General features: G+C 65.2%; 25 protein-coding genes and 2 riboswitches. Of the genes, 9 read left to right on the top strand and 16 right to left on the bottom strand.

What is annotated here, in order from left to right; translation table 11 throughout:
• Positions 1-226 precede the first annotated feature (226 nt).
• On the top strand, positions 227-1,120 hold the full coding sequence (locus tag NK8_RS40090; RefSeq protein WP_162069307.1) for a LysR substrate-binding domain-containing protein: 894 nt from the start codon (positions 227-229) through the stop codon (positions 1,118-1,120).
• Here NK8_RS40090 and NK8_RS40085 read toward each other — a convergent pair.
• Positions 1,098-2,003: a LysR substrate-binding domain-containing protein gene (locus tag NK8_RS40085; protein ID WP_213234189.1), complete on the bottom strand. Its 906-nt coding sequence runs from the start codon at positions 2,001-2,003 to the stop codon at positions 1,098-1,100. The two genes, NK8_RS40090 and NK8_RS40085, sit on opposite strands and share 23 nt — an antisense overlap.
• 106 nt (positions 2,004-2,109) lie before the next feature.
• Here NK8_RS40085 and NK8_RS40080 point away from each other — a divergent pair, with 106 nt between their 5' ends.
• Positions 2,110-2,565, top strand: coding sequence for a (2Fe-2S)-binding protein (locus NK8_RS40080; protein WP_213234188.1), 456 nt, complete (start codon positions 2,110-2,112; stop codon positions 2,563-2,565).
• Positions 2,566-4,773: a xanthine dehydrogenase family protein molybdopterin-binding subunit gene (locus NK8_RS40075; protein ID WP_213234187.1), complete on the top strand. Its 2,208-nt coding sequence runs from the start codon at positions 2,566-2,568 to the stop codon at positions 4,771-4,773.
• Positions 4,774-4,775: 2 nt separating this feature from the next.
• On the opposite strand, the gene NK8_RS40070 is transcribed toward NK8_RS40075, so the two are convergent.
• A complete protein-coding gene (locus NK8_RS40070) occupies positions 4,776-5,675 on the bottom strand; it encodes a LysR family transcriptional regulator (RefSeq protein ID WP_213234186.1) in 900 nt (299 codons plus the stop codon).
• A 109-nt stretch (positions 5,676-5,784) separates the two neighbouring features.
• Here NK8_RS40070 and NK8_RS40065 point away from each other — a divergent pair, with 109 nt between their 5' ends.
• Complete coding sequence (locus NK8_RS40065) at positions 5,785-6,939, top strand: amidohydrolase (RefSeq protein WP_225936653.1); 1,155 nt, start codon at positions 5,785-5,787, stop codon at positions 6,937-6,939.
• A gap of 34 nt (positions 6,940-6,973) precedes the next feature.
• Positions 6,974-7,753, top strand: coding sequence for a transporter substrate-binding domain-containing protein (locus NK8_RS40060; RefSeq protein ID WP_213234184.1), 780 nt, complete (start codon positions 6,974-6,976; stop codon positions 7,751-7,753).
• Positions 7,754-7,766: 13 nt separating this feature from the next.
• Here NK8_RS40060 and NK8_RS40055 read toward each other — a convergent pair whose 3' ends face one another.
• From NK8_RS40055 to NK8_RS40045, 3 genes are read right to left on the bottom strand one after another with little or no spacing between them, the layout of a single operon-like run.
• On the bottom strand, positions 7,767-8,237 hold the full coding sequence (locus NK8_RS40055) for a VOC family protein (protein ID WP_213234183.1): 471 nt from the start codon (positions 8,235-8,237) through the stop codon (positions 7,767-7,769).
• Between the two features lie 14 nt (positions 8,238-8,251).
• Positions 8,252-10,168 (bottom strand): AAA family ATPase, encoded by a 1,917-nt coding sequence (locus NK8_RS40050; RefSeq protein ID WP_162069299.1) that lies wholly within the window; start codon positions 10,166-10,168, stop codon positions 8,252-8,254.
• Between the two features lie 37 nt (positions 10,169-10,205).
• On the bottom strand, positions 10,206-10,430 hold the full coding sequence (locus NK8_RS40045; protein WP_213234182.1) for a hypothetical protein: 225 nt from the start codon (positions 10,428-10,430) through the stop codon (positions 10,206-10,208).
• 249 nt (positions 10,431-10,679) lie between these two features.
• On the opposite strand from NK8_RS40045, the gene NK8_RS40040 reads away from it, so the two are divergent.
• Positions 10,680-10,841: a DUF1328 family protein gene (locus tag NK8_RS40040; RefSeq protein ID WP_016347507.1), complete on the top strand. Its 162-nt coding sequence runs from the start codon at positions 10,680-10,682 to the stop codon at positions 10,839-10,841.
• Between the two features lie 72 nt (positions 10,842-10,913).
• On the opposite strand, the gene NK8_RS40035 is transcribed toward NK8_RS40040, so the two are convergent.
• Positions 10,914-12,167 (bottom strand): cation:proton antiporter, encoded by a 1,254-nt coding sequence (locus tag NK8_RS40035; RefSeq protein WP_213234181.1) that lies wholly within the window; start codon positions 12,165-12,167, stop codon positions 10,914-10,916.
• A 121-nt stretch (positions 12,168-12,288) separates the two neighbouring features.
• Positions 12,289-12,362: riboswitch (glycine riboswitch) on the top strand.
• Positions 12,363-12,372: 10 nt separating this feature from the next.
• Positions 12,373-12,476, top strand: a riboswitch (glycine riboswitch).
• Positions 12,477-12,541: 65 nt separating this feature from the next.
• Here NK8_RS40035 and NK8_RS40030 point away from each other — a divergent pair.
• Positions 12,542-13,819: a D-amino acid dehydrogenase gene (locus tag NK8_RS40030; RefSeq protein WP_213234180.1), complete on the top strand. Its 1,278-nt coding sequence runs from the start codon at positions 12,542-12,544 to the stop codon at positions 13,817-13,819.
• A 39-nt stretch (positions 13,820-13,858) separates the two neighbouring features.
• Here NK8_RS40030 and NK8_RS40025 read toward each other — a convergent pair whose 3' ends face one another.
• The 9 genes from NK8_RS40025 to NK8_RS39985 all read right to left on the bottom strand — a co-directional run bounded on the left by NK8_RS40025 (position 13,859) and on the right by NK8_RS39985 (position 22,815).
• The gene (locus tag NK8_RS40025) at positions 13,859-14,212 is read right to left on the bottom strand and encodes a RidA family protein (protein WP_162069296.1); all 354 of its coding nucleotides are present in this window, start codon (positions 14,210-14,212) and stop codon (positions 13,859-13,861) included.
• Between the two features lie 679 nt (positions 14,213-14,891).
• Complete coding sequence (locus tag NK8_RS40020) at positions 14,892-16,064, bottom strand: FAD-binding oxidoreductase (protein WP_213234179.1); 1,173 nt, start codon at positions 16,062-16,064, stop codon at positions 14,892-14,894.
• Positions 16,057-17,463, bottom strand: coding sequence for an NAD(P)/FAD-dependent oxidoreductase (locus NK8_RS40015; RefSeq protein WP_213234178.1), 1,407 nt, complete (start codon positions 17,461-17,463; stop codon positions 16,057-16,059). The genes NK8_RS40020 and NK8_RS40015 overlap by 8 nt, the downstream gene beginning before the upstream one ends.
• On the bottom strand, positions 17,453-17,815 hold the full coding sequence (locus NK8_RS40010) for a (2Fe-2S)-binding protein (RefSeq protein WP_213234177.1): 363 nt from the start codon (positions 17,813-17,815) through the stop codon (positions 17,453-17,455). The genes NK8_RS40015 and NK8_RS40010 overlap by 11 nt, the downstream gene beginning before the upstream one ends.
• A 7-nt stretch (positions 17,816-17,822) precedes the next feature.
• Positions 17,823-18,959 carry an FAD-binding oxidoreductase gene (locus tag NK8_RS40005; RefSeq protein WP_162069292.1) on the bottom strand — a complete coding sequence of 379 codons (1,137 nt, stop codon included), beginning with the start codon at positions 18,957-18,959 and terminating at the stop codon, positions 17,823-17,825.
• The gene (locus NK8_RS40000; RefSeq protein WP_061177516.1) at positions 18,956-19,753 is read right to left on the bottom strand and encodes an ABC transporter permease; all 798 of its coding nucleotides are present in this window, start codon (positions 19,751-19,753) and stop codon (positions 18,956-18,958) included. The genes NK8_RS40005 and NK8_RS40000 overlap by 4 nt, the downstream gene beginning before the upstream one ends.
• Positions 19,754-19,769: 16 nt before the next feature.
• Entirely contained in the window at positions 19,770-20,642 is an 873-nt protein-coding gene (locus NK8_RS39995) for an ABC transporter permease (protein ID WP_213234176.1), read from the bottom strand.
• Complete coding sequence (locus tag NK8_RS39990; RefSeq protein WP_162069290.1) at positions 20,629-21,717, bottom strand: ABC transporter ATP-binding protein; 1,089 nt, start codon at positions 21,715-21,717, stop codon at positions 20,629-20,631. The genes NK8_RS39995 and NK8_RS39990 overlap by 14 nt, the downstream gene beginning before the upstream one ends.
• A 42-nt stretch (positions 21,718-21,759) precedes the next feature.
• Positions 21,760-22,815, bottom strand: a complete 1,056-nt coding sequence (locus tag NK8_RS39985) for an ABC transporter substrate-binding protein (protein ID WP_162069289.1) — start codon at positions 22,813-22,815, stop codon at positions 21,760-21,762.
• Positions 22,816-22,995: 180 nt separating this feature from the next.
• On the opposite strand from NK8_RS39985, the gene NK8_RS39980 reads away from it, so the two are divergent.
• Positions 22,996-23,934, top strand: coding sequence for a LysR substrate-binding domain-containing protein (locus NK8_RS39980; RefSeq protein ID WP_162069288.1), 939 nt, complete (start codon positions 22,996-22,998; stop codon positions 23,932-23,934).
• 40 nt (positions 23,935-23,974) lie between these two features.
• Positions 23,975-24,448 carry a VOC family protein gene (locus NK8_RS39975; protein ID WP_213234175.1) on the top strand — a complete coding sequence of 158 codons (474 nt, stop codon included), beginning with the start codon at positions 23,975-23,977 and terminating at the stop codon, positions 24,446-24,448.
• A 36-nt stretch (positions 24,449-24,484) separates the two neighbouring features.
• Here NK8_RS39975 and NK8_RS39970 read toward each other — a convergent pair whose 3' ends face one another.
• Complete coding sequence (locus NK8_RS39970; RefSeq protein ID WP_162069286.1) at positions 24,485-25,786, bottom strand: aspartate aminotransferase family protein; 1,302 nt, start codon at positions 25,784-25,786, stop codon at positions 24,485-24,487.
• Positions 25,787-25,837 lie beyond the last annotated feature (51 nt).

The following is a 25,837-nucleotide window of genomic DNA, read 5'->3' as shown; positions in this document are numbered from 1 at the left end:
GGGGAACTGGCGTGTCCAGTTGCCGGATCGCGGGCAGGCGCATCGATGGAACGAAAGCTCTCGCGAGCTTGCCCATGCGGCCTTTTGCAAGACGCGGTTTGCTTGCGTCTTCCCCTCGCCGGCATCGAGTGTCACACTGATGTGCACTGCTGCTTGCGATGCAGTCTCACAAGTTATGTACGCTCTGTACAATATTTTTTGATCACGATCTTGATACGTTGACGATATGGACATGCGGCTTTTGCGGTACTTCGCGGTGCTCGCCGATGAACTGCATTTCGGCCGCGCAGCCGCGCGCCTGCACATTTCGCAGCCGCCATTGAGTCAGCAGATCCGCATCCTCGAAGAGGAGATGGGCACTGCGCTCTTTCTGCGCTCGCAACATCGCGTCGAACTGACCGAGGCAGGGAAAACACTGAAGGAACAGGCGCCGCTGATCTTCGCGCAGTTCGAGCGCGCGATCGATCTCACGCGTTGCGCGGGGCGCGGCGAAGTGGGGAGCCTCGAGATCGGCGTCATCAGCTCGGCGATGGTCGAGCCGATACCACGCGCGCTCGGCGTGTTCGCGCGCAATCATCCGCAAGTGAGGTGGACGCTGCACGAGATGACGCCGGCCGCGCAGATTCAGGCGTTGAAGGAACGGCGGCTCGATGTGTGCTTCTTTCGCGTATCGCACGAAGATCCGGAGATCGTCAGCGAAGTGGTGTTGCGCGAACCGGCGGTGGTCGCGTTGCCGTTGTCGCATCCGTTCGCTTCACGCGGGGAGATCGCGTTGCGCGAGCTCGAAACCGAGCGCTTTCTGTCGTTCGGCTTGCTGCAGTCGCAACTCGCGCGGTTTCTGCGCGACTGTTGCGTCGAAGCGGGATTCACGCCGCGCATCGAGCAGGAAGTCGTGGAACTGCACACGCTTCTCTGTCTCGTGCGCGAAGGGCTTGGCGTTGCGTTGCTGCCTGCATCGGCTCAGCAGTTGTCGGGCGGCGGCGTCGCATTCGTGCCGCTCGCGGCGCCGCGTCCCGAAGTGTCGCTGCATGCGCGTTATCGCGCGGAAACGCCGTCGCCCGTGCTGGCGCGGTTTCTCGACACGGTGCGCGATGTCGTCAACTCCGGGGGCGCGCGTTGACCGTTTGCGCGACGAGTTCGCGTATCGCATCGACGAGCGGCGCGACGCGCGCGGACTTCTCGCGCGGCCAAACGGCGTAGAGGTTGTAGTGCGTCGGAATCTCGACGTGCGTGAGTTCGATCAGTCTGCCGTCGCGTTGCGCATCGGCGGCGAGCAGGCCGCGCGCAAGGCCGACGCCCACGCCCGCGCTCGCGGCCGCGATAAGCCCCGCGGCGTTGTCGAAGACAGCGAGCGCATGCGGTTCCACTTCCGGCAGGCCGGCGGCAGCGAGCCACGGAATCCATGAGCGCTTGGTGTAGCCGAGCAAAGGCAGCGCGAGCACCTGTTCCGGCGTGAGCGGTGCCGCGAGCCCGCGCGCGTTCAACAGGGCGGGCGAGCCCATGACCGTCAGACGGTCGCCGCAGATCAGCGCATTCTCGAAACCATCCCATTCGCCATAGCCGTAACGCAGCGCGAGATCCACGCGCTCGAATGCGCTGCGATCGTGGCGCGGCGCGGACAGCATCGTCAGCGAAGTGCCCGTCAACGCGCCGAGCAACGCGGGCAAACGTGCGACGAGCCAGCTTTGCGCGAGTTCGGGATCGACGTCGAGCGTGATCGACTGGTTCACCGCGCGCTCCTTCACCGACGACAACGCACGGTCGATCTGCTCGAAGCCGTCGCCCAGCTGGTTGGCGAAGAGCGCGCCCGCATCGGTGAGCACGACGCGCGCGCCCTCGCGCACGAACAGCGGCTGGCCGACGAACTCTTCGAGCGTGCGGATCTGCTGGCTGATCGCGCTGTGCGTGAGCGACAACTGCCGCGCCGCGCTCGAAAAGCTGCCGGCGCGTGCCGCCTGCAGAAAGGCCTGCATCGACTGGATCGAAGGGTAGCGCTTCAACATGGGTGTTAGCCGGGCTTACGGATGATCAAAGAAATCGTCGCTGGCGCGCTTGCGTATCGGCTTCCGATAATGACCGCACGCACGAACGACATTCAGGAGACAGCGCATGATCGAAATCATCGTCAACGACGCGCGGCACTCGCTCGACAATGTACCGGAAGACATGCCCCTGTTGTGGGTGCTGCGCGACTCGCTGGGTTTGACGGGCACCAAATTCGGCTGCGGCGGCGGCTTTTGCGGCGCGTGCACGGTGCATCTGGACGGCGATGCGGTGCGCGCGTGCCTGTTGCCCGTCGCGGCTGTAGCGGGCAGACGCATCACGACGATCGAAGGTCTGTCCAGGGATGGCACGCATCCCTTGCAGCGCGCGTGGGTCGCCGAGGACGTACCGCAGTGCGGCTATTGTCAGTCGGGACAGGTGATGCAGGCGGCGGCGTTTCTCAAGGGCAAGCCGGCCGTCAGCGATGAAACCATCACGGCGGCGATGTCCGGCAACATCTGCCGATGCGGCACGTATGCGCGCATCCGCCGTGCCATCAAGCGCGCGGCGGCGGAGGCCTGAATGCACATCGAACATGGCGCGGCGCGCCGTCGTTTCATGAAGCAGAGTTCGGCGCTGCTCGTAGCGGGACTCGCGATCGGCTTTCGCTTGCCCGAGGCACTGGCGAAGAGCGGCGATTCTCACGCAAAGGACCAGGAATTCGAGCCGAACGCATGGGTGCGCGTCTTGCCCGACGACACGATCAAGCTCGTCGTCCACAAGCACGATTCCGGCACCGGCACGCGCACCGCGCTCGCGGCGATCGTGGCGGAGGAACTGGATGTCGATCCGTTTCGCATCGACGTGATCACGCCGGAGAATCCCTTCTATGCCGATTACATTCATCCCTTGTGGAAGGTGTTTTCGACGGGCGGCAGCACGAGCGTGTCGCTCGAATACGATCGCTTGCGTCATGCGGGCGCGACCGCTCGCGCGATGCTGATCGCTGCCGCCGCGAAGCAGTGGAACGTGTCGCCTGCTGCGTGTTCGACCGATAACGGCTTCGTGATCGGCACGGCGAACGGCGCGCGCGCGAGCTATGGATCGCTCGCGATGAGCGCCGCAAGCTTGCCTGCGCCCAAGGACGTGCGCCTGAAGGATGCGTCGCAGTTCAAATACATCGGGAAGTTGCGCAGCAAGCGCGATGCGGCCCAGAAAGTGTGCGGCAAGTTTGCGTACAGCATCGACGTGCGCTTGCCCGGCATGCTCGTCGCGGTCGTCACGCGCGCGCCCGTGATCGATGCGCGCGTGCGCAGCGTCGACGCCAAAGCCGCGCTCGCCGTGCCCGGCGTGCGCCAGGTGCTGCAGATACCCGGCCGTCCGGATGTGCTCGGCGGCAATCAGGCGGGCGTCGCCGTGCTTGCCGACGATTACTGGTCCGCGCACAAGGGACAGGCCGCGTTGCACGTCGAATGGGAAGACAGCGCCTTCGAAAATTTCGACAGCCACGATCTGCCCGCGCAACAGGCCGCATGGCTCGACGATCCCGCCGCGCGCGTCGTGCCGACTGTGAAGAGCGGCGATGCGGCATCGATACTGAAGCGCGGGCCGCGCGTGATTCAAGCGTCTTATTCGATGCCTTACAAGGCGTCGAATCCGCTCGAACCCATCAACGTGACAGCGTGGGCGAAAGACGGCGGCATCGCGTATTGGGGCGGCTTGCAAGTGCCATCGACGGCGCAGGAGGCAGCCGAAGTGATCGGCCGCATTCCGGCGAACCGTGTCGTGTTGCATGAACTGGTTTCGGGCGGCAGCTTCGGTGCGCGGGAATCGAAATACTGGCTCTTCGAAGTCACCTGGCTCGCGCTGCAGACCGGCAAGCCGGTCAAGCTGATGAACAGCCGCGAAGACGAAATGCGCGCGCTCTTCTATCACTCGGCGAGCCATCACCGCGCACGGGCCGTGCTCGACGCGCGCGGTAATCTGTCGGCATTGCAACTGCGCGCGGTGATGCCCGCATCGCCGGAACAGTGGGAGCCGGGCTATTTCGATCGTCCCGATCGCATGGACTACAGCACCACGGAAGCAATCAGCAAGTTCGAGTTCGCGTATGGCGCGCCGCATGTCGATATCGGCTGGGTGCGTCACGAAACGGGCGTGCCGACCGGCTGGTATCGCGCGGTGAGTTACATCCCGAACGTGTTCGCGGTCGAGTCGTTCATGGATGAAGCCGCGCATGCGGGGCATCGCGATCCGCTCGACTTCCGGCTCGCGCATATGCAGGACGCGCGGCATGTCGCCGTATTGCGCGAGGCCGCGGCGCGAGCCGGCTGGGGCAAGCCGCTGCCGCGCGGCACGGCGCTCGGCGTCGCGACGAACCGGGCGTACGGCAGCTATGTCGCCGTGATCGCGCGTGTGTCGCGGCGGGACGACGGCATCGTGATCGAGAAGCTCACGTGCGTGGCCGATTGCGGGCTGGCGGTTTCGCCGGGCGGCGTGGAAGAGCAGTTGTATGGCGGCTTGATGTGGGGACTCGGGCACGCGCTCGCCGATCGCGTCGATATCCGGCGCGGCCAGGTTCAGCAGACCAATTTCGATTCGTATCGCGTGATGCGGATGAGCGACATGCCCGACATCGACATCCACATCGTGCAGGGCGATCCGGCGAAGCCCGGCGGCGTCGGAGAGTTGTCGAGTCCGTCGGTGGCGCCGGCGGTGAGCAATGCCGTGTTCAGTCTTACGGCCAAGCGCCTGCGCGAGACGCCGTTCGATCTGCGCAAGGTGGTTTGAAGCTAGGCCGTGCGCCGGATGCACTCGATGAAGTATTCGAGACTCGCGCTCAAAACCAGATCCTTGCGATACATGAGGCCGAGCGTGAGGCGTGTCGTCTGCGCGTCGCTGTGCAGGCGTTCCATGCGGCCGAGCGCAATTTCCTCATCGAGCAGCGGCTCGGGCCACACGCTGATCGTTCCCGCTTCCTGCGCCAGCTGCGCATAGAGCCGCTGCGACGTGCAGATGTTCACATGCGACGGCATCGGCAAGGTGCTGCCGCCGCATAGCTCGCGCCAGAACGCGGGCAGGCTGTCGCGCGTGTGGTAATAGAGCCAGCGCGCGGCCGTCATGCGCGCAAGCTGCCTTTCCTTCGCGAGCGGATCGCCGCGCGGGACGGCCAGCACTTGCGCCGTTTCACTGACCGGCACGACGCGATATTCCGCCGTGATGTCGCTGTCGGCGACGAACGCGACGCACAGATCGAACGACCCGTCGCGCAGCCCATCGATGATCTGCGCGGGCACGCACTCATGCACGTTGAGGCGGACACCGGGCAGCCGCTCGCGAAACGCGCGCAACGCGTCGGGCACCGCGATCGACGATGCGAGCAAGGACACGCCGATCGACAAGGTGCGCTCGATGCCCGACTTCATCTCGTCCAGTTCTCGCTCGGCGCTCACGATTTCCGCGACCACGGCGCGCGCGCGGCGCAACAGCGTTTCGCCGTAGCGCGTGAGACGCACGCCCGCGCCGCTGCGCTCCAGCAGTTGCACGCCGAGGCGCGCTTCGAGTTCCTTGATGCTCTTCGTGACCGCGGGCTGCGATACGTTCAACGCATCGGCGGCGGCCATCAGTGTGCCGTGCTCGGCGATGGCGACGAGCGTCTGCAATTGCGCGGTCTTGAGCGTTCCCCGTTCCATAAGCGTTGGCTATGTGCATGAGAAATTGGAAACCGGCACGGGCCGGCGCGCCCCTAGTATGCGCAAAGCGGCACGGATGCGAGGCCGAAGTATACAAGGAGACGCAAGGGTGAAAACGAACACCGTCGACATCGATATCGACGAACTGGTCGCCTTGCGGCGCGACATTCACGCGAATCCCGAAGTCGCGTTCGACGAGCATCGCACGAGCGAACTCGTCGCGGCGAAGCTGCAGGCGTGGGACATCGAAACGCATACGGGCATCGGCGGCACGGGTGTCGTGGGTGTCGTGCATGGACTGCGCGGCAAGGGGCGCACGATTGCATTGCGCGCCGACATGGACGCGCTGCCGATGCAGGAAGAGGGCGTGCCGATGCATCGCTCGCAACGCGCGGGCGTCTTTCACGGATGCGGCCACGATGGCCACACCGCGATGCTGCTCGGCGCCGCACGGCACTTCAGCGGACATCGCGATTTCGCGGGCACGGTGGTGCTCGTGTTTCAGCCCGCCGAGGAAACGGGCGGCGGCGCGAACGCGATGCTCGCCGACGACATCGAAACGCGCTTCGGCTACGACGAAATCTACGCGCTGCACAACGCGCCGCATTTTCCGCCGGGTACGTTCGGCGTGCTCGACGGCGCGATGCTCGCGTCATGCGATGAAATCGTGATCGACGTACACGGCGTGGGCGGACATGGATCGGCGCCCGAGAAAACGAAAGATCCGGTGATGGCCGCCGCGCAACTCATCTGCGCGTTGCAGACGGTCGTGAGCCGTTCGATCGATCCCGGCGCGACCGCTGTGCTGAGCATCGGCAGCGTGCATGCAGGCAGCGCGCCGAACGTGATTCCGTCGCACGCGGCGCTGACGGGCACGCTGCGCGCGTTCGACGAAAGCGTGCGTACGCAGATGAAGTCGCGTATCCGCGCGATCTGCGAGGGCATCGCGATGACGAGCGAATGCGCGATCTCCGTCGCGTTTTGCAACAGCTCGCCGGCGACGATCAATCATCGCGAGCAGGCGCAAGCGGCGGCTCGCGTGGCCAACGACATCTTCGGCGCGCCCAACGTGCTGCGCGATTTCGCGCCGCTCAATGGCTCCGAAGACTTCTCGGAATTCCTGTTGCGCAAGCCGGGCGCCTATGCGCTGCTGGGTCAGGGCGGCGTGTATTGCCATCATCCCGAGTTCGATTTCAACGACGACGTGCTGCCGCTCGGCGTGCGCTTCTTCGTGGCGCTCGCGCTGGACCGTTGCGCGGCCTGAATTCCATTTCATCCCTTGTCTGAAGGAGTTTTCGATGAAGCATCATCGAGTACGCGCGCTTTTCGTGGCCGTCGCCTTGACCGCGGCAGCAGCTGCGTGCGCCGCCGGCACCTTGCGTTTCGGCACCGACCCGAGCTATCCGCCTTACGAATACAAGTTGCCCGATGGCCGTCTCGCCGGACTCGACATCGACATCGGCAATGCGATGTGCGCCGCGGCGAACGTGAAGTGCGTGTGGGTGGAAAGCAGCTTCGACGGACTCATCGCCGGATTGCAGGCGCGCAAGTTCGATGCGATCAACGCGTCGATGGCGCCCACGGCCGCGCGCCGGGCCGTGATGGACTTCACGCAGCCCGTGTATGCGGCGGATATTCGCCTCGTCGCCGCGCGTGGCAGCGGTCTCGTGCCTGATGCGGCGAAGCTCGTGGGCAAGCGTGTCGGCGTGCTGCAAGGCTCGACGCAGACTGCGTTCGTGAAGGCGAACTGGGAAAAGCGCGGCGTGATCGTGCGCGAATATCAGGATCAGGACAGTATCTACGCCGACCTCGTCAACGGCAGGCTCGATGCGACCGTCGTGGTCGGCTCGGCGGCGCGGCTCGGCTTTCTCGCGAAGCCGCAGGGCGCGCGCTTCGAGCTCGCAGGGCCGCGGATCGACGATCCGGCGTTGCTGGGCGCGAGCAGCGTGATCGGCGTGCGCAAGGGCGATGGCAAGACGCTGCAGGCGCTCGACGCCGCGCTCGCGCGCCTCAAGCAGGATGGCACCATCGGCCGCCTGGAAAAGCAGTATCTCGGCGCGGATCAGGGCGCGAAGTAAGGCGCGTCGCCGCTCAATCGAGACGTTTGCGCGTCGTCAGTCCGCTCGCCGCGTCCCATTGCTCGGGCGTCATGCGCTCTACGGTGACGCCGAACGTCCAGATATGTCCTTCGGGGTCTTTTGCGCGATAGGTCCGGTCGCCGTAGAACTGCGTCTGCGGCTCCGCGAGAATCGACGCGCCCGCCGCGCGCGCATGCGCGCAATGCGCGTCGATGTCCTCGTCTTCCGCGAGCTGCACATGCACCGACTGCGTGTTCTTGCCGTCGACCGAACGTGGGCTCTTGTGATCGTCGCTCCATTCGCTGCCGATCATCACGACGGATTCGCCATACGACATCTCGGAGTGCGCGAGATTGCCGTCGGCATCGAGGATGACGAACATCGGCTCGAAACCGAATGCGGCTTCGAGCCAGCGGAACGCGGCCTTCGGGTCCTGATACGAAAGCGCGCTGGACAACCCTTTGCTGCGATACGCATCGACCATGTCGGTTCTCCCGGTCAGGCGGCCAGTGCTTCGTCGATGGTTTCCTCGTTCGCGAGCGCTTGCGCGTGTTCGCGGATCAGACGATAAACCGTCTCGCCGGGCACGGTCTCCGATTCGAGCAACTCATCGGCGATCGCGCGCAACACCGGCTCGTTGGCCTGCAACAGCGCGAGGCATGCATCGCTCAGATCGTGCAGCAGCGCGTTCGCGTGCTCGATCGAGTTCTTCAACTGCAAGCCCGCATATTGCTGCGGCAGCGCGGCGAGGCTGAACAGATTGCCGTCTTCGTTGAAGCCGAACTTCGACACCATGTCGAGGCTGATGCGCGACGCTTCCTGAAGGTCAGACGCCGCGCCGCTCGATGCTTCGTCGAACACGAGCAGTTCCGCATTGCGCCCGCCGAGCAGCACCTGAATCTCGTTGCGCAGTTCGGTTTCGCGATAAAGATGCTTGTCCTGCATCTTCGTGATGAGCGCTACACCCAGTGCGCCGCCGCGCGGCAGGATCGTGACTTCTTCGAGCACGCCCGTGCCGAGCAGCGCGGCGACGAGTCCGTGACCCGCTTCATGCACCGCGACGCGCGTGCGTTCGTCGTCGGACAAGGCGCGCTCCGCGCCGTTGATATCGCCGATGCGCGCGATCTTGATCGCTTCGAGGAAATGTGTCGCGCCGACTTCGCGCTGGCCTGCCTTGCGTGCGACGAGTCCCGCCTGATTCACGATCATCGCCAGCGTGGCGGGCGAGAGGCCCGTCGTCAGACGCGCGAGCTGTTCGAAGTCGATGTCGTCGGCTTTCGTCTTCAGATTGGCCGCGTAGAAGCGCAGGATCTCGGCGCGGTCGTCGACGCTCGGCAGACGCACCTGCACCGTGCGATCGAAACGGCCGGGGCGGCGCAGCGCTTCGTCGAGATTGTCCGGATGATTCGTTGCCGCGACGATGATCACGCCTTCGTTCGATTCGAAGCCGTCCATTTCCGCGAGCAGTTGATTGATGATGCGGTTGCTCTCCGCTTCGACCGGACCGCCGCCGGTATCGGTGCGCTTGCCGAGTCCATCCGCTTCGTCGATGAAGATCACCGTCGGCGCATTCTTGCGCGCGAGTTCGAACAGATGCTTCACTTTCTGGATGCCGACGCCATAGTACTTCGCACTGAAATAGCTGCCGGTGATCGCGATGAAGTTCGCGTTGCATTCGCCCGCGAGCGCCTGCGCGAGGCGCGTCTTGCCGACGCCGGGACCGCCCGTCATCAGGATGCCGCAAGGCGCGCGCACGCCCATGCCGGTAAATTGTGCAGGCTCGGTAAGCCAGGCGCGCACGTCGTTGAGCGCGGCTTTCGCTTCGCCTGCGCCGATGACGTCGTCGAAACGCAAGGTCGGCGAAGTGCCAAGCAGTTGTGCGCCGCCGCGCATTTCGCGGCGCATGAACCAGAGCAGGCCGCCGATCATCAGCACGGGCAGCAGCAGACTCAGTACGTCGCGCGAGCGGTCGAACGTTTCGGACCAGCGCGCCATGCCCACGCGCACATCGGCGTCGGGCAGCCATACGAGCTGATAGGGCGACGCGGCGCCCGGTTTCATGTCGCCGAGCAGCAGCGCGCTGGAGAACGCGCCCTTGTGGTCCGCGACGTAGTACTTTTCACCTTTCATCGTCGACACGAGGATCGCGTCGGGGCTGACGCCGATCGTCGCGACGTTGCGCTCGCGAATATCGGTCAGCATTTCCGATGCGTCCTTTTCCCGATGCGTCCACGCGGATGCGTCGTGCCGCATCTGATTCGCAATGCCACTCAGCGCAGCGGGCTGCGATTGCGTCGCGCGCACTTCATTGCGCCAATGCACCACGCCCACACCCGCGACGAGCGCGGCGGCGATCACGCCATACGCGATATATCGGCCAACGCGTGACCGCAGCGAATTCCTTGCCGGTTTCATCAATTCTTTCCCAATGGGGCCGCAAGGGCGGCGCCCGTCAATCTATCGTCGGAGGAATGGCATCCGAACGTGCCTGTTCGCGCTCCGGTGGTGGGATGCCCGCCGCATATGGCTTGACGCTCAAGATGGCGAAGCGATCGACCTTGAACCGCAGATCGTCAACCATGCGAGCATGGCCCTTATTCGGGGATTGCTCCGCTGGAATGGTGCCCGTAATGCATGACCATTCGATAACGCGGAACAGCGCGCGAGCGAGCGTCACCGCGCCTTGTCGGATTCGGGTCCTTTTTTGTAATTAACGGCAGACGACGAGTCTTCTTGACGACAGTGTAAAAACGACAGATCCGCGCTCGCGGCTCGATGCAGGTTTGATGGTGTATGCAGGACGAAGCCAAGGATATCACGGGAAAAATCGATGCTCCATCCGGTAAGGAATACTGCTTGCTTAAGCTACCGCACTGTCCGCGCACATGGGGCGCGCGGCGGATTCGAACGGGAAGGAGAAAACATCATGCTGTATTACGCGTTGGTCTTTTTCGTGATCGCGCTGATCGCCGCCGCGCTCGGTTTTGGCGGCATTGCGGCGGGCGCTGCGAGCATCGCGAAGATATTGTTCTTCATATTCCTCGTAATTTTCCTCGTGACGCTCGTGATGGGGCTCATGCGAAGGTGAAGTTTGCATGAGGGGGCGTCGCAGAGCGACGCCTCTGCGGCGCGTCGATAATGCTTCGGTATCCGGATAAAACTACCCCGCCACGACCTCCCGCAACGCCGCCTGACGGCGCACGATCCAGTTGAACAGCGGCGTCGCCATCAGCGTGCTGAGCACGGCCATCAGCACGAGTATCGAAAAGAGGCCGGGCAATATCACGCCCGCCGCCAGCCCGATATTGATGATGATCAGCTCCATCAGCCCACGCGCGTTCATCAGCGCGCCGATCGCCATTGCGTCGCCGGGCGGTTCGCCGTTCATGCGCGCGGCCGCCCAGCACGCGATGCCCTTGCCGCCGAACGATGCGAACAGAATGGCGACGGCGGCCACCATGATGGCCGGGTCCATGAGCATGTCGAGCCGCGTGTTGAGGCCGGAGTAGGTGAAGAACATCGGCAACAGAAACACGACGACGAAAGGCTGCAGCATGTCGCGCAGCTTCTCGGTAAGCGGGCCGCGCGGCAGCGCGACGCCGAGCAGAAAGCCGCCGAACACCGCGTGAATGCCGATCGAGTCCATCGCGAACGCGCACAGCGAGAACAGCACCATCACGGCGGCGAGCACACTCGTGGGCAGCGGCGCGTCGGGATCGAGTCCGGCGGCGAGCCTGCGCAGCAACTTGCCGCCGACGAAGATCATGAACAGCGCAAAGGCCGCGCCGCCGCCGATCGCCATATACGCGCCCGTCCACGAGCCGCCGAAGCTCGCCAGCACGATCGCGAGGATGCACCATGCGGCGGCGTCGTCGAAGGCGCCCGCGGTCAGCGCGAGCGTGCCGAGCGAGGTGCCGGCGAGTCCGCGCTCGTGAATGATGCGCGCGAGCATCGGAAACGCAGTGATCGCGATCGCCGCGCCCAGAAAGAGCGATGCCTCGTAGAGCCGCGCCTTTTCCGCGAAGAGGCCGGTGATCGTGAGCAGCCACGGCGTCAGCGCAAACGCGAGTACGAACGGCGCGACGATGCCGGCGAGCGAAACGCTCATCGCGCTTCTCGCGCGTGCGCGAAAGTGATCCGCGCGAAATTCCGTGCCGACCAGAAACATGTAGAGCCCGACGCCGAGCTGCGCGGCGACGTAGAGCATGCCCATCGTCGCCTTGGGGAAGAGCGCCTGTTGCCAGTGCGGCAGCAGCAGCCCGAAGAGCGAGGGCCCGAGCAGCACGCCCGCGATCATCTCGCCGACGACTTGCGGCTGGCCAACGCGTTGCGCGAGCCGGCCGACCAACTGGCTCGCGAACACAATGACAGCGGCCTGGGCGAAGAAGTAGACGGACAGTTGGGAAGTCGGCATCGTTGGTGCGGTGAAAGAACGGACGACGGCAGTCTGACGGCGAGCCCGGCGGTCTGTCAACGTCGAAGGGGCTTGCCACGCGCGTTTCGTATCGGTATTGTCGAGGGGTTCGACAACGCGCCACGGAAGAGCTCGTCCCCCGCGACGACGCCGACGGAGCAACCGCCCCGGAAACTCTCAGGCAAAAGGACCGTGCGCGCCGGAACATCTGGAGAGCGGCGCTTTCACGCGCCCACCGAAGGGGAGCCCTGGCTATCGGCGCAAACGTCGACTGCTCGCGGGCGAAACTCTCAGGTACATGGACAGATGGGGCATCGGTGCCGGCTGAGGAATGTGGCCAAGGCCGGCGATGCTCAATCAATCTGGACCATGTCATGTCACGAATCGCCATCATCGGCGCCGGGATCACCGGCGTCACGACCGCTTACGCCCTCGCGCAGCGCGGTTTTCGCGTCACCGTTCTCGAACGCCATCGCTACGCGGCGATGGAAACGTCGTTCGCCAACGGCGGCCAGCTTTCCGCGAGCAACGCCGAAGTGTGGAACAGCCGCGCCACCGTGCTGAAGGGGCTGAAATGGATGTTCACGCGCGACGCGCCCCTTCTGATGAACCCGCGCCCCAGCTGGCACAAGTACAGCTGGATGGGCGAGTTTCTGCGGCATATACCGAACTACCGCGCCAATACGGCTGAGACCGTGCGCCTCGCGATCGCGGCGCGCGAGCATCTCTTTCGCATCGCGCGGGACGAAAACATCGACTTCGATCTCGAACGGCGCGGCATCCTGCATTTCTACGCGACGCGCAAGGAGTTCGACGCCGCCGCGAAGGTCAACGAGATTCTGAAGGGCGCGGGTCTCGACCGGTACGCCGTCACCCCTGAAGAGATCGAATCGATCGAGCCGACCTTGCGCGGCGCGTTTCATGGCGGCTTCTTCACGCCGTCGGATTCGACGGGCGACATCCACAAGTTCACGCGCGGACTCGCGGATGCCTGCGCGCGACATGGCGTCGAGTTCCGTTACGACACATCGGTGACATCGATCGATGAGCAGGCGGGGCGTCTCACGCTGACCGTCGAACATGCGGGCGAGTCGCAGCCACTCGGCTTCGATGGCATCGTGGTCTGCGCGGGCGTCGGCAGCCGGGCGTTTGCCGCGATGGCGGGCGATCATCTCAACGTCTATCCGGTCAAGGGCTATTCGATCACCGTCTGCCTCGACGACGCCCGCAGCCGCGATCATGCGCCGTGGGTCAGCCTGCTCGATGACCGCGCGAAGATCGTCACGAGCCGGCTCGGCGCGGACCGTTTTCGCGTGGCGGGAACGGCGGAGCTGAACGGTTTCAACCGCGATATCCGCGCGGATCGCATCGCGCCGCTGGTCGAATGGACGCGGCGTTACTTCCCCGATGTATCGACGGCGCGCGTGATTCCGTGGAGCGGCCTGCGCCCGATGTTGCCGAGCATGCTGCCGAAGGTCGGACAGGGCAAGCGTCCCGGCGTGTTCTACAACACGGGGCACGGGCATCTTGGCTGGACGCTTTCGGCGGCGACGGCCGAACTCGTCGCGGAAGCGGTGTTGCAGCGCTTGCCTCGCCAGCCGGTGCGTGAAGCGGCGCCGGGCGGCATCGAGCGCAGCGAAGCGCTGCTATAAGCCCTCGCGTGGCGCTCCGTGCACGAGGCGCGTTTCGCCTCAGCCGAGCGCCACGACCGCGATTTCGACGAGCAGATCCGGCGACGCGAGTTGCGCCTGCACCGTCGCGCGCGTGGGCGCGCAGCCTTCGGGTACCCACGCGTCCCATACTTCGTTCATGCCGGCGAAATCGCGGCCGATGTCCGCGAGCCATACTTGCGCGGAGACGAGACGCGTCTTGTCGATGCCGGCCTTGTCGAGAAAGCCGTCGATCTTTTCGAGCACTTTAGCGGTTTGCAGCTTCACGTCCGGCGTGGGATCGGCCGATGTCTGGCCGCCGATGAATACGAGGCCCGCCGCTTTTACGACGCGGCTCATGCGTTGATTGGTGTCGATGCGAACGATATCGTTCATGTGTAGTTCTCCGAGTTAAAAAAATGCGCTAGGGAAGCGTCTGTACGGCCGTTGTTTTTGTCGCCGGATCCCGTTTTCGTGTTGGTTTATTAGCGTTGCCCCTGTGCGGGGCGGCAGTCACTTTCTTTGCTGCTGCAAAGAAAGTAACCAAAGAAAGCAGCTCGAGACGCCCGCGGTCACACGCAATTTGAGTATCCTTCTCCTCGCTCGTGGCACTCAGTAGCGAGTGCCCTCGTAGGTCTAACCGGGCTTGGACCGCGCACGGTCTGCCACATCGCGCCGCGTGCGTAACTGGTTCAGCACGAAATGGCTCCGGCCCGCTACGCGACCGATGGGTGCATCGGGGATGCGCGTGCTTCTGCGTATCCTTTTTTCTCGTCGGTTTCCCTTGCATACCCAACGGCAGCGCGTAGCGCTGTGCCGGAACTTTTTCGTGCTGAACCTGCGTCCTTGGTGTACTAGCTTGTCAGACCGTGCGCGGTCCACGCCCGATTAGGCCTGTGAGGGCACTCGCTACAGAGGCCACGAACAACGAGAAGAACACCCAAATTGCGTATGACCGCGGGCGTCTCAAGCTGTTTCTTTGGTTACTTTCTTTGCAGCAGCAAAGAAAGTGACTGCCGCCCCGCACAGGGGCAACGCCAATAAACCAACACGAAAACGGGATCCGGCGACAAACCTAATGCGCAACGAGCCGCGACGCACTCGCGTCACTAAAAACCGCATGGCGCTCAAACCGATCAATGGCGAAAGCATCAAGCGACAGCGACGCCACGCCATCGAGCATCAGTTCCGACACGAGCTTCCCGCACCCCGGCCCGAGCTGAAACCCGCTACCGCAATAACCGAACGAGTAGTAAAGATTCGACGCCTCGCGGCTCGCGGAAATCACCGGCAATTCATCCGCGGTAAACGCTTCGACCCCCGCCCACGCGCGATTCACGCCAAGATGCCGCAGATGCGGAAATAGATCAGTCACGGTGCGCGCACTCTTCACGAGGCGGATGAAATCCACTTCGCCATGTCGATTCGCGAGATCCGCGATGCCGATCAGCTTGCCGCCGATCACCACCGTGCCATTGTCGAACTGCTTGAACGAGAGCGGCCGGCCCGTCGCGCCGAGCGTCGCGCGGCAGAACGGCGCGACGCGATGCGTGACCATCAGCATCAACCCCTCCGGATGCACGGGCACCGGTTCGCCCACCTGCTTCGCGAGTTCGCCGGACCACGCACCCGCCGTGACGAGCAGCTTTTCCGCGCTGAACGTGCCACGCGGCGTGTGCGCGAACCAGCGCGTGCCACGCTGCTCGATGCGCCGCACCGGCGTGCCTTCCAGAAAGCGCGCGCCTAGCCTTTGCGCGGCGAGGCGGAAGGCGGTCGTCGTCCTGAAGGGCAACGCGTAACCGTCGCGCTCGACCCAGATGCCGCCCGTCACGTGCCGCGCGAGCGCCGGTTCGAGTTCGAGCACGGTGTCGCGGTCGATCACTTTCTCATGCGTGAAGCCGTGCGATTCGAGCAGCGCGACGCGCTCGCGGCAGGCTTCGAGTTCGTCGTCGGTTTCGGCGATCTTCAACTGGCCCGACGCGACGAAGCCGCCGTCCTCGCCGATCAGATCGGTCATGCCGTGCCAGATTTCGCGCGACATCAGCGCGAGCGGAATTTCCGGCACGGGCCGTCCGAGCGTACGCACGCCGCCCGCATTTACGCCCGACGCATGGCGCGCGACATAGTCGGCTTCGAGCACGATCACCTTCGCGCCGCGCCGCGCCGTATGAAACGCGCTGCTCGTGCCATGCAATCCGCCGCCCACGACCAGCACGTCCGCTTCCTGAACTCCGCTTGCGTCATTCACCGGCGAGTTCTCCGAGCGTGAGCGGCTTGATCGGCGGACGGATGCGGTAATAGCCGACTTCGGCGGGCGAGACCCGACGTGCATCGGCGATGACCTCCGTCACCGTGAGTCCACACATGCGGCCCTGGCACGGCCCCATGCCGCATCGTCCAAACGACTTCGCCTGATTCGGCCCGACGCAGCCCAATTCGACGAACTGGCGCAACTCGCCCGCCGTCACTTCCTCGCAACGGCACACGATGGTCGCATCGCCCGGAATGCGATTCACATGGCGCGGGCGATACAGGCTGTCGAGAAACGGCCGGATACGCATGACGTCCGCGAGCGCGCGGCGCAGCGGGGCGGCTTCGGCATCGCGCGCGGCGGTGTCGAGCGCGCCGAGTTGCGCCGCCGCAGCAATGCCCGCGAGCGTGCCCTGCAACGCGGCCGCCTGCGCCCCGCCGATGCCCGCGCCATCGCCCGCGACGAAGATGCCGTGCACATCGAGTTCGCCCCATGCGTCGGTCTTCGGCGTGAAGCACAGTTGCGCATCGTCCCAGCGATGCCCCGCGCGCAGCGCATGCGTGAACTGCGTGTTCGGCACGACGCCCTGATGCAGCAGGATCACGTCCGCTTCGACGCGATGCGCGACGCCCTGCGTCGTGAAGCAGAGCGCCGCCGCATGCTCGGCGTTATCCGTGCCGGTGCGCGCTTCCACGCGCAGATCGTCCGCCGCCTCGAAGATCGGCACGCCTGCGTCGCGCAACGTGCGGATCAGTTGCAGGCCCTTGCTCAGGAAAGGCCACGCGCGCAGCGCCGACAGCAGATGACGCTTCGCCCGCCAGCGGTCTTCGTGACGCGTCGTATCGACGAGTGCGCGAATCGGCACGCCTGCCCGCACGTATTGCCAGCCGAGCAGATACAGGAGCGGCCCGCAGCCCGCGAGTACCGGCGGCGCGGCGGGCACTTCGCCCGCGCTCTTGAGCAGGATCTGCGCGGCGCCCGCCGTCAGCACGCCGGGCAGCGTCCAGCCGGGAATCGGGAAGGGGCGTTCGAGCGCGCCGCTTGCGAGAATCACGCGCTGCGCATCGAACGAGGCGATCTGGCCGTCCTTCAGATAGTTGATGCCGCGCTCGCGCGTGACCTGCCAGACGCTCGCATTCGTCACATGGCGCGCGCCGGACGCGGCGAACGCTTGGGCGATGGCGTCGCCCGCCGCGTAGTCCGGACCGAGAATCTCCTTGCGGCGCGCGTCCGCACGGCCGATCGCGCGATAAATCTGCCCGCCGACCGCGTCCTGCTCGTCGATCAGCACGGTTTTCAGGCCCGCGCGCGCGGCGCGGGTGGCCGCGCTCATGCCTGCGGGACCGGCGCCGACCACGACGACATCGACTGCTTCGGGTGCGAAATCAGCGGCCATGGGCGTTCTCCAGCGGAGCATCGGTTGCGATCGAAGGCGGCAGATCGCGCGCGCCTTCCTGCGAGCGCACGCGCATGCCGGCCTTTACGTCGACCATGCAGCTCTGGCGGCTCGGCACGCCGTCGATTTCGACCAGGCATTCGAAGCACGCGCCCATCATGCAGTAGGGCGCGCGCGGGGCGCCGGAGACGGGGGTCGCACGAAAGCGCGAGACGCCCGCCGCGAGCAGCGCCGCCGCGACCGAACGTCCGGCGGGCACGGTGAGCGGCTGGCCGTTGAACCAGATTTCGATGTTGCCGCCTGCGGAGCCATCGAGCGGCTTGAAGAGCGTGGGATTCGATTGGGCTGTCATGTCGAACTCAATGTGCGGGAGTCAGTTCTTGTGCGTGCTCGAAGCGGCGCGCGGAGAAGCTCGGCAGTTCGTCGGGCATCGGCGCGCCCATGATCCACGGCGCGACGCGCAGCGCATGCGCGGCGGCGAGCGTCACGCCACTGTGGCAAGTGACGACGAACGCGCCCGGATGCGCCTGCGATGCGTCGTAGATCGGAAAGCCGTCCGGACTGTAGACGCGCAACGCGGCCCACATGCGAACGAGCCGCACGTGCCTGAGCATCGGGAAGGCGCGCACGCCGCGGCGGGCGATGTCGGCGAGCACGTGCGTCGTGGTGAAATCGTTGAAGCCGACTTCTTCCATCGAATCGCCGAATTGCACGCTGCCTTCGTCGGTCTGGCGCACGTTGAGCGTCGGATAGTGGAGAAACGGCGCGACGCGCTCGCTCACCAGCACTTGCCCGCGATTCGGCGCGACCGGCGCATTCAGTCCGACGAACGGCGCAAGCGCGCGATTGCCGAGGCCCGCCGCGAGCACGACGCGCGCCGCGCGATAGGTGCCGCGCTTGCCCGTTACCGTGAATCCGCCCGCTTCCGGCACGACGCGTTCCGCGCGCTCCGCCGACACGAGCCGCACGCCGCGCGCCCGCATCGCCGCGTGCAGGGCGCGCAGCAGTTTGAGCGGATTCACGTGGCCGTCCATCGGCGTATAGCTCGCGCCGATCACGGCGGGCCCGATCTGCGGAATGCGCTCGCGCACTTCGGCGGCGCTGAGCATCTGATACGGGTAATCTCCGAGCTCGGCCTTGAGCGTCGAGAGGCGCTTCTCGCGTTCCGCGCGTTCTTCGTCATCGAACAGGAACTGGAAGCCGCCCGGCTGACGCAGCGCGACATCGATGCCGGTTTCGCTCTGCAAGGCATCGGCGAATCCGGGCCAGCGCGTCGACGAACTGCGCGACCATTGCGCGTACGGCGACAAGCCATAGCCCTTGCCCTGAATCCACACGAGGCCGAAGTTGCCGCGCGAGGCGCGCAGGCCGCCGTCGTCTTCGTCGAGCACGGTCACGCGCGCGCCTTCGCGGGCGAGCCCGTAGGCCACGGCCGAGCCGACCAGGCCGCCGCCCAGGACGAGCACATCGGGGCTGGCGGAGCTTGAAAATGTCATCGGGCTTCTCCGATCAGAATGCGATCCAGTCCGACCATGCGGTCGAGCAGGATCATCAGCAGGACCGTGCCGACGATCAGCACCGCCGAGACCGACGCCACCAGCGGATCGATCGTCTGCGCGATCTGGTTGTACATGGCGACGGGCAGCGTCGTGGTGCCGGGCGTCGCGACGAAGATGGTCATCGTGAGTTCGTCGAAGCTCTGGATGAACGACAGCACCCAGCCGCCCGCCACGCCCGTGCGGATCATCGGCAGCACGACGCGGCGAAACGCGGTGAAGCGGCTCGCACCACACGAGAGCGCCGCGCGCTCGGCATCGCGATCCAGCCCGACGGCGGAAGACAGCGCAAGCCGCAGCGCATACGGCAACACGATGATCACGTGCGCCGCGACCAGCGACCAGAACGAGCCCGACAGATGCAGCAGCGACAGAAAGCGCAGGAACGCGATACCGAGCACGACCGCCGGAATCATCATCGGCGAAAGGAAGAAGCTCGTGAGCGCGGCGCGGCCCGGAAAGCGATAGCGCGCGATCGCAAGCGCGGCGGGCACCGCGAGCAGCACGCCGATGGTCGCCGCCGCGAACGCGAGCCGCACCGACAGCCAGAACGCCGCGACGATGTCGCCGTTCTCGATGATCGCGTGGAACCAGCGGAAAGACGCGCCATCGAAGGGCATCGAGATGAAGCCCTTGTCGGTGAAGGCGACGAGCATCACCACCGCGAGCGGCGCGACGATGAAGGTCAGGAAGAACGCGTTGTAGGTGAGCGCGAGCCAGCCGTTTTCTTTCATGATGTGGGTCCTCCGCTCAGTCGAAGATATGCCGGAAGCGGCGTTCGGCAAGGCGGCTGCAACCCATCACGATCGCCACGTTCGCGATCAGCAGCAGCACCGCGATGCTCGCGCCCAGCGGCCAGTTGAGCGTGCCGAGGAATTCGTCGTAGGCGGCGGTCGCGACCACTTTCAGCCGCCGTCCGCCGATTAGCGCGGGCGTGGCGAACGCCGACGCCGACAGCGCGAACACGATGATCGAACCCGACAGCACGCCCGGCATGATCTGCGGCAGCACCACGCGGCGAAACACCGCGAACGGCGAGCCGCCGAGCGAGCGGCCGGCCCATTCCACCTGCGGGTCGAGCTTTTGCATCGTCGCCCAGACGGACATCACCATGAACGGCACCAGCACGTGCGTGAGCGCGATGATCACGCCGGTCATCGTGAAGACCAGGCGGATGGGTTCGTCGGTGACGTGCAGCGCCTGCAGCACGTTGTTGAGCACGCCGTTGTTGCCGAGCAGGATCTGCCAGCCAAGCGTGCGTACGACCACCGAGATGAGCAGCGGACCGAGCACGATCAGCAGACACAGCGATTGCCACGGCCGCTTCATGCGCGCGAGCACGATGGTCTCCGGCACGCCGAGCACGATCGAGAGCAGCGTGACCGCGAACGCGAGTCCGGCGGTGCGCAGGAAGATCGTGCCGTAATAAGGATCGCTTACCACTTCCCAGTAGTTGCCGAGCGTAAAGGCGGGCAAGACGCCGGCGGTATCGCTGAACACGCGGAACGACAGCATCAGCGTGAGCAGGAGCGGCACCAGCAGCAGGCCGATGAAAAGCAGCAGCGCGGGCCCCGACAGCAGCCACGGCGCGGCGCCGGGACGGGCGTCGTCAAGCGTGGCCATTGACGTTCTCCCGGATGTCCTGGGTGAGCACGCGCAGGTCGTCGTCGGTCCAGTCGAGACCGACTTCGTCGCCTTCCTCGGGCGGCGGCGCGCCGTGATTCGGCTGCGCCACACGCAGCTTGCCGAGGCCGGTCTCCACTTCGAGCAGCCATTGATTGCCGACGAACACGCGCGTCGCGATGCGGCCGCGCACGCGGGCATCGCCGGTTTTGCCGTTCGCCAGATGCACCTTCTCCGGACGGATGTAGACGTTCACCGCGCCATCGACATGACGGCCTTCGTGCGGCACATGCATCTGCGTGCCCGCGACGTCGACGATCGCACAGCGCGGATTGCGCCGCAGCACTTCGCCGGAAAAGGCGTTGGTGCGGCCGAGAAAGGTCGATGCGAACGGCGTCGCGGGGCGCTCGTAGGCGTCGTATGGCGTGGAGAGCTGCGAGATCGCGCCGCGATGCATCACCGCGATGCGATCGCTCATCGTCATCGCTTCGACCTGATCGTGCGTGACGAGGATCGTCGTGATGCCCAGACGCTTCTGGATCGCGCGCAATTCGATGTGCATCTCCTCGCGCAGCTTGGCGTCGAGATTGGACATCGGTTCGTCGAGCAGCAGCAGTTCGGGCTGCATCGCGATAGCACGGGCGATCGCCACGCGCTGCCGCTGGCCGCCCGACAGTTCCTTCGGATAGCGATGCCCGAGTCCGTTCAGACGCACCAGCGCGAGCGCTTCGGCGACGCGTTCGTCGCGCTCGCGGCGCTTCACCTTGCGCATCTCCAGTCCGAAGCCGACGTTGCCCGCCACCGTCATGTGCGGAAACAGCGCGTAGCTCTGAAACACCACGCCGATGCCGCGTTTTTCCGGGCGCTCGTGCGTAATGTCGCGTCCATCGAGTTCGATGCGGCCGGTCGTCGGCGTGACGAAGCCCGCGACCATTTGCAGCGTGGTGGTCTTGCCGCAGCCGGACGGGCCGAGCAGCGACAATAGCTCGCCGCGCTCGACCGCCAGATCGAGCTGCTCGATCGCCGTGAAATCGCCGTAGCGTTTCGAAATGCCTTGCAGAGTCAGAAAGGCCATGCGCGTTGCTCCTTCGTCACGTCAACGGATCGTGGGCGCGCTTCAGCGCTCGACCGAACGGTTCCAGCGCTCGGTCCACTCGGTGCGATGCTGGTTGATCGTGGCCCAGTCCATCGCGGTGAGCTTCGAGATCTGCTCGGGGCCGTAGGGCACGCGCGCGGCGATTTCCGGCGTCAGCTTGACGGTCTTGTTGACCGGCCCGAGACCGATGTTCTGCGCCTGCAGCATCTGCACTTCGGGCGTCAGCAGGTACTGCACGAACTGCTGCGACAGGGCGGGCTGCGCGTTCTCCGCGACGACGCACGCCGCCACCTGCAACGCGACCGCGCCTTCCTTCGGGTAGACGAATTTGAGCGGAAAGCCGGTGTTCTGCAGGGCCACCGCGCGGCCGCTGCCGTAGGGCGCGAGAATCACGTCGCCGGACTGCATCTGGCCGTCCATCTCACCGGGCGTCGGCGCCCACGAGAGCACGTTGGGCGCGACCTGCTTCGTCATTTCGGTGAAGCCCGGATCGATGTTCTTCTCGCCGCCGCCGGACAGCCGCGCGAGCATCACGAGCGTATGCAGGCCGTAGGTGTTGGTGATCGGCGGCACGCCGAGCTTGCCCTTGATGCGCTTGTCGGTGAGCGCCTTCCACGAATCGGGCGGCGGCAGGCCGGCCTTCTTGAACGCCTGCTCGTTGTAGCCGATGCCGGTCGCCACCATGCCGACGCCGATCGACGTAGGCCCGAGCTTCGCGAGCGGATAGACGTCGTTCATGATCGGCGCGTCGTCGAGCTTGGCGCACAGGTTCATCTGCATCGCCTGATACATGGGGCCGTCGTCCATCACGGCGACGTTGATCTGCTGATGGCCCTTTTGCGCCTGGAGCTTGGCGAGCGTGTCGCTCGAATTGCCCGCGACGTAGACGACCTTGACGTCGTGCGCCTTCTCGAACGGCGGAATGATCTTCTGCCGATACAGCTGCTCGTTCGAGCCGCCGACGTTGGCGACATAGAGCGTGGTTTCGGCGTGGGCGGCGAGTGCTCCGGTGATCGAAAGGACCGCGAACGCGGTGCGGGACAGGACGGACAGACGGCGAGGCAGCGCGCTTCTCATGACGACGATCTCCAGTTCCGTTACGTGGGGAGCGGGCTCGTTTGCCCGTCGATGGAATGAAGTGTCGCGCCGGGTGGTCATATCGTCCAATACGAATAAAATACTTATCTATGCAGGGATGATATGGATCGGGATCGTCGAGAATAGGGAAAATACGGGGAAAATACGGGGAAAATACCCATGAATCTGAAGCACATCGAGGCGTTTCGCGAGGTGATGGTGTCCGGATCCATGACCGCGGCGGCCAAGGCGCTGTTCACGTCGCAGCCCAATGTCAGCCGGCTGATTTCGCAACTGGAGCGCGAAACCGGTCTGCAGCTTTTTCAGCGCAGCGGCGTGCGGTTGATTCCCACGAGCGAGGGCACCGCCTTCTTCCGCGAAGTCGAACGTGCGTTCGTCGGCTTGCAGGGACTCGCGAATGCGGCGGCGCAGATCCGCAATCTCGGCAGCGGCCGTTTGCGCATCGCGGCGATGCCTTCGGCGGGCATCACGCTCGTGCCGCACGCGATCAAGCGCTTCGTCGAGCTATTTCCGGAAGTCACGGTGTCGCTGCATGTGAACACGTCGGGCACGGTGAATCACTGGACGGCGTCGCAGTTCTGCGATCTGGGCGTTGCCGTGTATGTGAGCGAGGCGTCGAACTGCGATGTCGAGCAGCTATCGAGCGTGTCCGCCGTGTGCGTGATGCCGGCGAAGCATCGGCTCGTGGCGAAGCGCGTCATCAGGCCGGAGGATCTGGAAGGCGAATCGTTCATTTCGCTGTGTCACGGCGACGGCACGCGCGCGTTGATGGACGAAGTGTTCCAGCGCGCGGGCGTGAAGCGCGTGCTCGCGATCGAGGCGCAATACACCGCGATGTGCTGCGAGATGGTGCGGCACGGCATGGGCGTGACGCTTGCGCATCCGATCGTCGCGCGCGATTTCCGAGGACCGGATATCGCGATCCGTCCGTTCCTGCCGGCGGTGCGCTTTCCGACCTATCTGCTGTTTCCGCCGCATCGGCCGCGCGAGCGGCTTGCGTCGGCGTTCGTCGAGGTGTTGCGCGCGCTGCACGAGGAATTGCTGGCGGAAGTCGTGCCGTCCGCGCGGGGCCGGGCGCGCGCGGTGGCGCGGGCGTGATATCGTCGGCGCACTGTCCACTGTCTCGAAGGAGAACGCGATGGCCGAGCTAGTCAATTGTCTGTGGTTCGATGGCGACGCGCGTGAGGCGGCGGAGTTCTACGCCGCCACGTTTCCGGATAGCCATGTCGGCGCGGGGCACGTTTCCGCCAAGCCGGGCGTGGGGCAGGGGCCTGAGCTGACCGTCGAATTCACCGTGCTGGGTCAGCGTTTTCTCGGGCTGAACGGCGGCCCGAATTTCAAGCCGAATGAAGCGGTGAGCTTCATGGTCCACACCGACAGCGCGCAGGATACGGATCGTTACTGGAACGCGATCATCGGCAATGGCGGCGAGGAGGGACCGTGCGGGTGGTGCAAGGACCGCTGGGGCTTTTCCTGGCAGATCACGCCGAAGCGGATGCTCGAGATTTTCAACAGCCCCGATCGCGAAGCCGCGCGACGCGCGATGGACGCGATGATGCAGATGAAGAAGATCGACATCGACGCGATCGAGCGCGCGGCGGCGGGCGGGTAAATGGCCGGGGCGTCGCACGCGGCGACGCCCTCGGACCTATAGCGACCGCTCGATAGCCTTGCTCAGCAAATCAAGCCCGAGATCAATCTCTTCCTCGCTGACGGTAAGCGGCGGTGCGATGCGAAACACGCCACCCATCCCGGGCAACTGCACGATATTCATGCTGAGGCCCAGATTCATGCACTCGCGTGTGATCTTCGCGCCCAGTCCATCGGCGGGTTCTTTCGTGCGGCGATCTCGGACGATTTCCACGCCGAGCAGCAGACCACGTCCACGCACATCGCCGATGCAGTCGAAGCGCTCCATCAGATCGAGCAGTCCGCGTCTGAGCCGCGCGCTCATCACGTTCGCGCGCGCGACGAGCCCGTCGCGTTCGACCACGTCGAGCACGCGTAGTCCGACGGCTGCCGGCAGCGGATCGGACACGTGCGTCGTGTAGAACAGATAGCCGAGTTCGTGCGCTCGTTCCTCGATCTCCGCCGACGTGACGACCGCCGCGAGCGGCAAACCCGCGCCGAGCGTTTTCGATAGCGTGAGGATGTCGGGCGTGACGCCGTCGCGCTGGCACGCGAACATCGTGCCCGTGCGGCCGATGCCGGTCTGCGCTTCGTCGAGGATCAGGAACATGCCGCGCTCCTCGCACTTGCGCTTGAGCGCCGCCATGTAGCCTTCCGGCAACTCGATGATCCCGCCCGAACTCAGAATCGGTTCCGCGATGAACGCCGCGAGATTGCCGCTCGACTGCCGGTCGATGAGATCGAACGCGTAATCCAGTTCCGCGAGCCAGTCGTACTGGCCGTTGCGTTCGAAGCGCGCGCGATACGCAAACGGCGCGGGAATCGCAAACGAGCCGACCGCCGCCGGACCGACGCCCTTGCGCCCGGCGCTGTACGTCGCCGACGCGGCATGGCCCGTCATGCCGTGCCACGACTGCGCGAAGCCGACGACTTCGTATTTCCCCGTGACGAGCTTGGCCATGCGGATCGCGGCCTCGTTCGACTCCGCGCCGGTGCTGAGCAACAGCGCGCGATCGAGGCCGGCGGGCGTGATATCGGCGAGACGCGTCGCGAGATCGACCACGGGACGCGACAGCATCCCGCTGAACAGATGGTCCAGCTTGCCCGCATATTCGCTGATCACCGAGACGATGTCGGGATGGCTGTGGCCGAGCACCGCGCTCATCTGGCCCGACGTGAAATCGAGAATCGCGCGGCCATCGGCGTCGTAGACGAAGCTGCCCTGCGCGCGCTCGATGATCATCGGCTCGAAGGTGCCGCCGTAGCGAATCAGATGCTGCCTGGCGTTGTGCCAAAAAGTTGCGTCGTTGTTCAGGGACACCGTGCTTCTCCTGGCGGATGGTGAGAGGAATTTGCAGTGTAGTCGGCGCTG

This window comes from Caballeronia sp. NK8, from assembly GCF_018408855.1.
Classification (GTDB): Bacteria; Pseudomonadota; Gammaproteobacteria; order Burkholderiales; family Burkholderiaceae; genus Caballeronia.
This window is presented reverse-complemented; position numbering and strand designations above follow the sequence as displayed.

What these genes read in the sequence shown, in the direction of transcription:
- NK8_RS40080 (WP_213234188.1), top strand. Translation starts at nt 2,110, where the DNA reads ATGATCGAAATCATCGTCAACGACGCGCGGCACTCGCTCGACAATGTA.
- NK8_RS40000 (WP_061177516.1), bottom strand. Translation starts at nt 19,753, where the DNA reads ATGAAAGAAAACGGCTGGCTCGCGCTCACCTACAACGCGTTCTTCCTG.
- NK8_RS40060 (WP_213234184.1), top strand. Translation starts at nt 6,974, where the DNA reads ATGAAGCATCATCGAGTACGCGCGCTTTTCGTGGCCGTCGCCTTGACC.
- NK8_RS40025 (WP_162069296.1), bottom strand. Translation starts at nt 14,212, where the DNA reads ATGAACGATATCGTTCGCATCGACACCAATCAACGCATGAGCCGCGTC.
- NK8_RS40010 (WP_213234177.1), bottom strand. Translation starts at nt 17,815, where the DNA reads ATGACAGCCCAATCGAATCCCACGCTCTTCAAGCCGCTCGATGGCTCC.
- NK8_RS40085 (WP_213234189.1), bottom strand. Translation starts at nt 2,003, where the DNA reads ATGTTGAAGCGCTACCCTTCGATCCAGTCGATGCAGGCCTTTCTGCAG.
- NK8_RS39980 (WP_162069288.1), top strand. Translation starts at nt 22,996, where the DNA reads ATGAATCTGAAGCACATCGAGGCGTTTCGCGAGGTGATGGTGTCCGGA.
- NK8_RS39985 (WP_162069289.1), bottom strand. Translation starts at nt 22,815, where the DNA reads ATGAGAAGCGCGCTGCCTCGCCGTCTGTCCGTCCTGTCCCGCACCGCG.
- NK8_RS40070 (WP_213234186.1), bottom strand. Translation starts at nt 5,675, where the DNA reads ATGGAACGGGGAACGCTCAAGACCGCGCAATTGCAGACGCTCGTCGCC.
- NK8_RS40035 (WP_213234181.1), bottom strand. Translation starts at nt 12,167, where the DNA reads ATGCCGACTTCCCAACTGTCCGTCTACTTCTTCGCCCAGGCCGCTGTC.
- NK8_RS39975 (WP_213234175.1), top strand. Translation starts at nt 23,975, where the DNA reads ATGGCCGAGCTAGTCAATTGTCTGTGGTTCGATGGCGACGCGCGTGAG.
- NK8_RS40005 (WP_162069292.1), bottom strand. Translation starts at nt 18,959, where the DNA reads ATGACATTTTCAAGCTCCGCCAGCCCCGATGTGCTCGTCCTGGGCGGC.
- NK8_RS40015 (WP_213234178.1), bottom strand. Translation starts at nt 17,463, where the DNA reads ATGGCCGCTGATTTCGCACCCGAAGCAGTCGATGTCGTCGTGGTCGGC.
- NK8_RS40055 (WP_213234183.1), bottom strand. Translation starts at nt 8,237, where the DNA reads ATGGTCGATGCGTATCGCAGCAAAGGGTTGTCCAGCGCGCTTTCGTAT.
- NK8_RS40040 (WP_016347507.1), top strand. Translation starts at nt 10,680, where the DNA reads ATGCTGTATTACGCGTTGGTCTTTTTCGTGATCGCGCTGATCGCCGCC.
- NK8_RS40030 (WP_213234180.1), top strand. Translation starts at nt 12,542, where the DNA reads ATGTCACGAATCGCCATCATCGGCGCCGGGATCACCGGCGTCACGACC.
- NK8_RS40090 (WP_162069307.1), top strand. Translation starts at nt 227, where the DNA reads ATGGACATGCGGCTTTTGCGGTACTTCGCGGTGCTCGCCGATGAACTG.
- NK8_RS40075 (WP_213234187.1), top strand. Translation starts at nt 2,566, where the DNA reads ATGCACATCGAACATGGCGCGGCGCGCCGTCGTTTCATGAAGCAGAGT.
- NK8_RS39990 (WP_162069290.1), bottom strand. Translation starts at nt 21,717, where the DNA reads ATGGCCTTTCTGACTCTGCAAGGCATTTCGAAACGCTACGGCGATTTC.
- NK8_RS39995 (WP_213234176.1), bottom strand. Translation starts at nt 20,642, where the DNA reads ATGGCCACGCTTGACGACGCCCGTCCCGGCGCCGCGCCGTGGCTGCTG.
- NK8_RS40050 (WP_162069299.1), bottom strand. Translation starts at nt 10,168, where the DNA reads ATGAAACCGGCAAGGAATTCGCTGCGGTCACGCGTTGGCCGATATATC.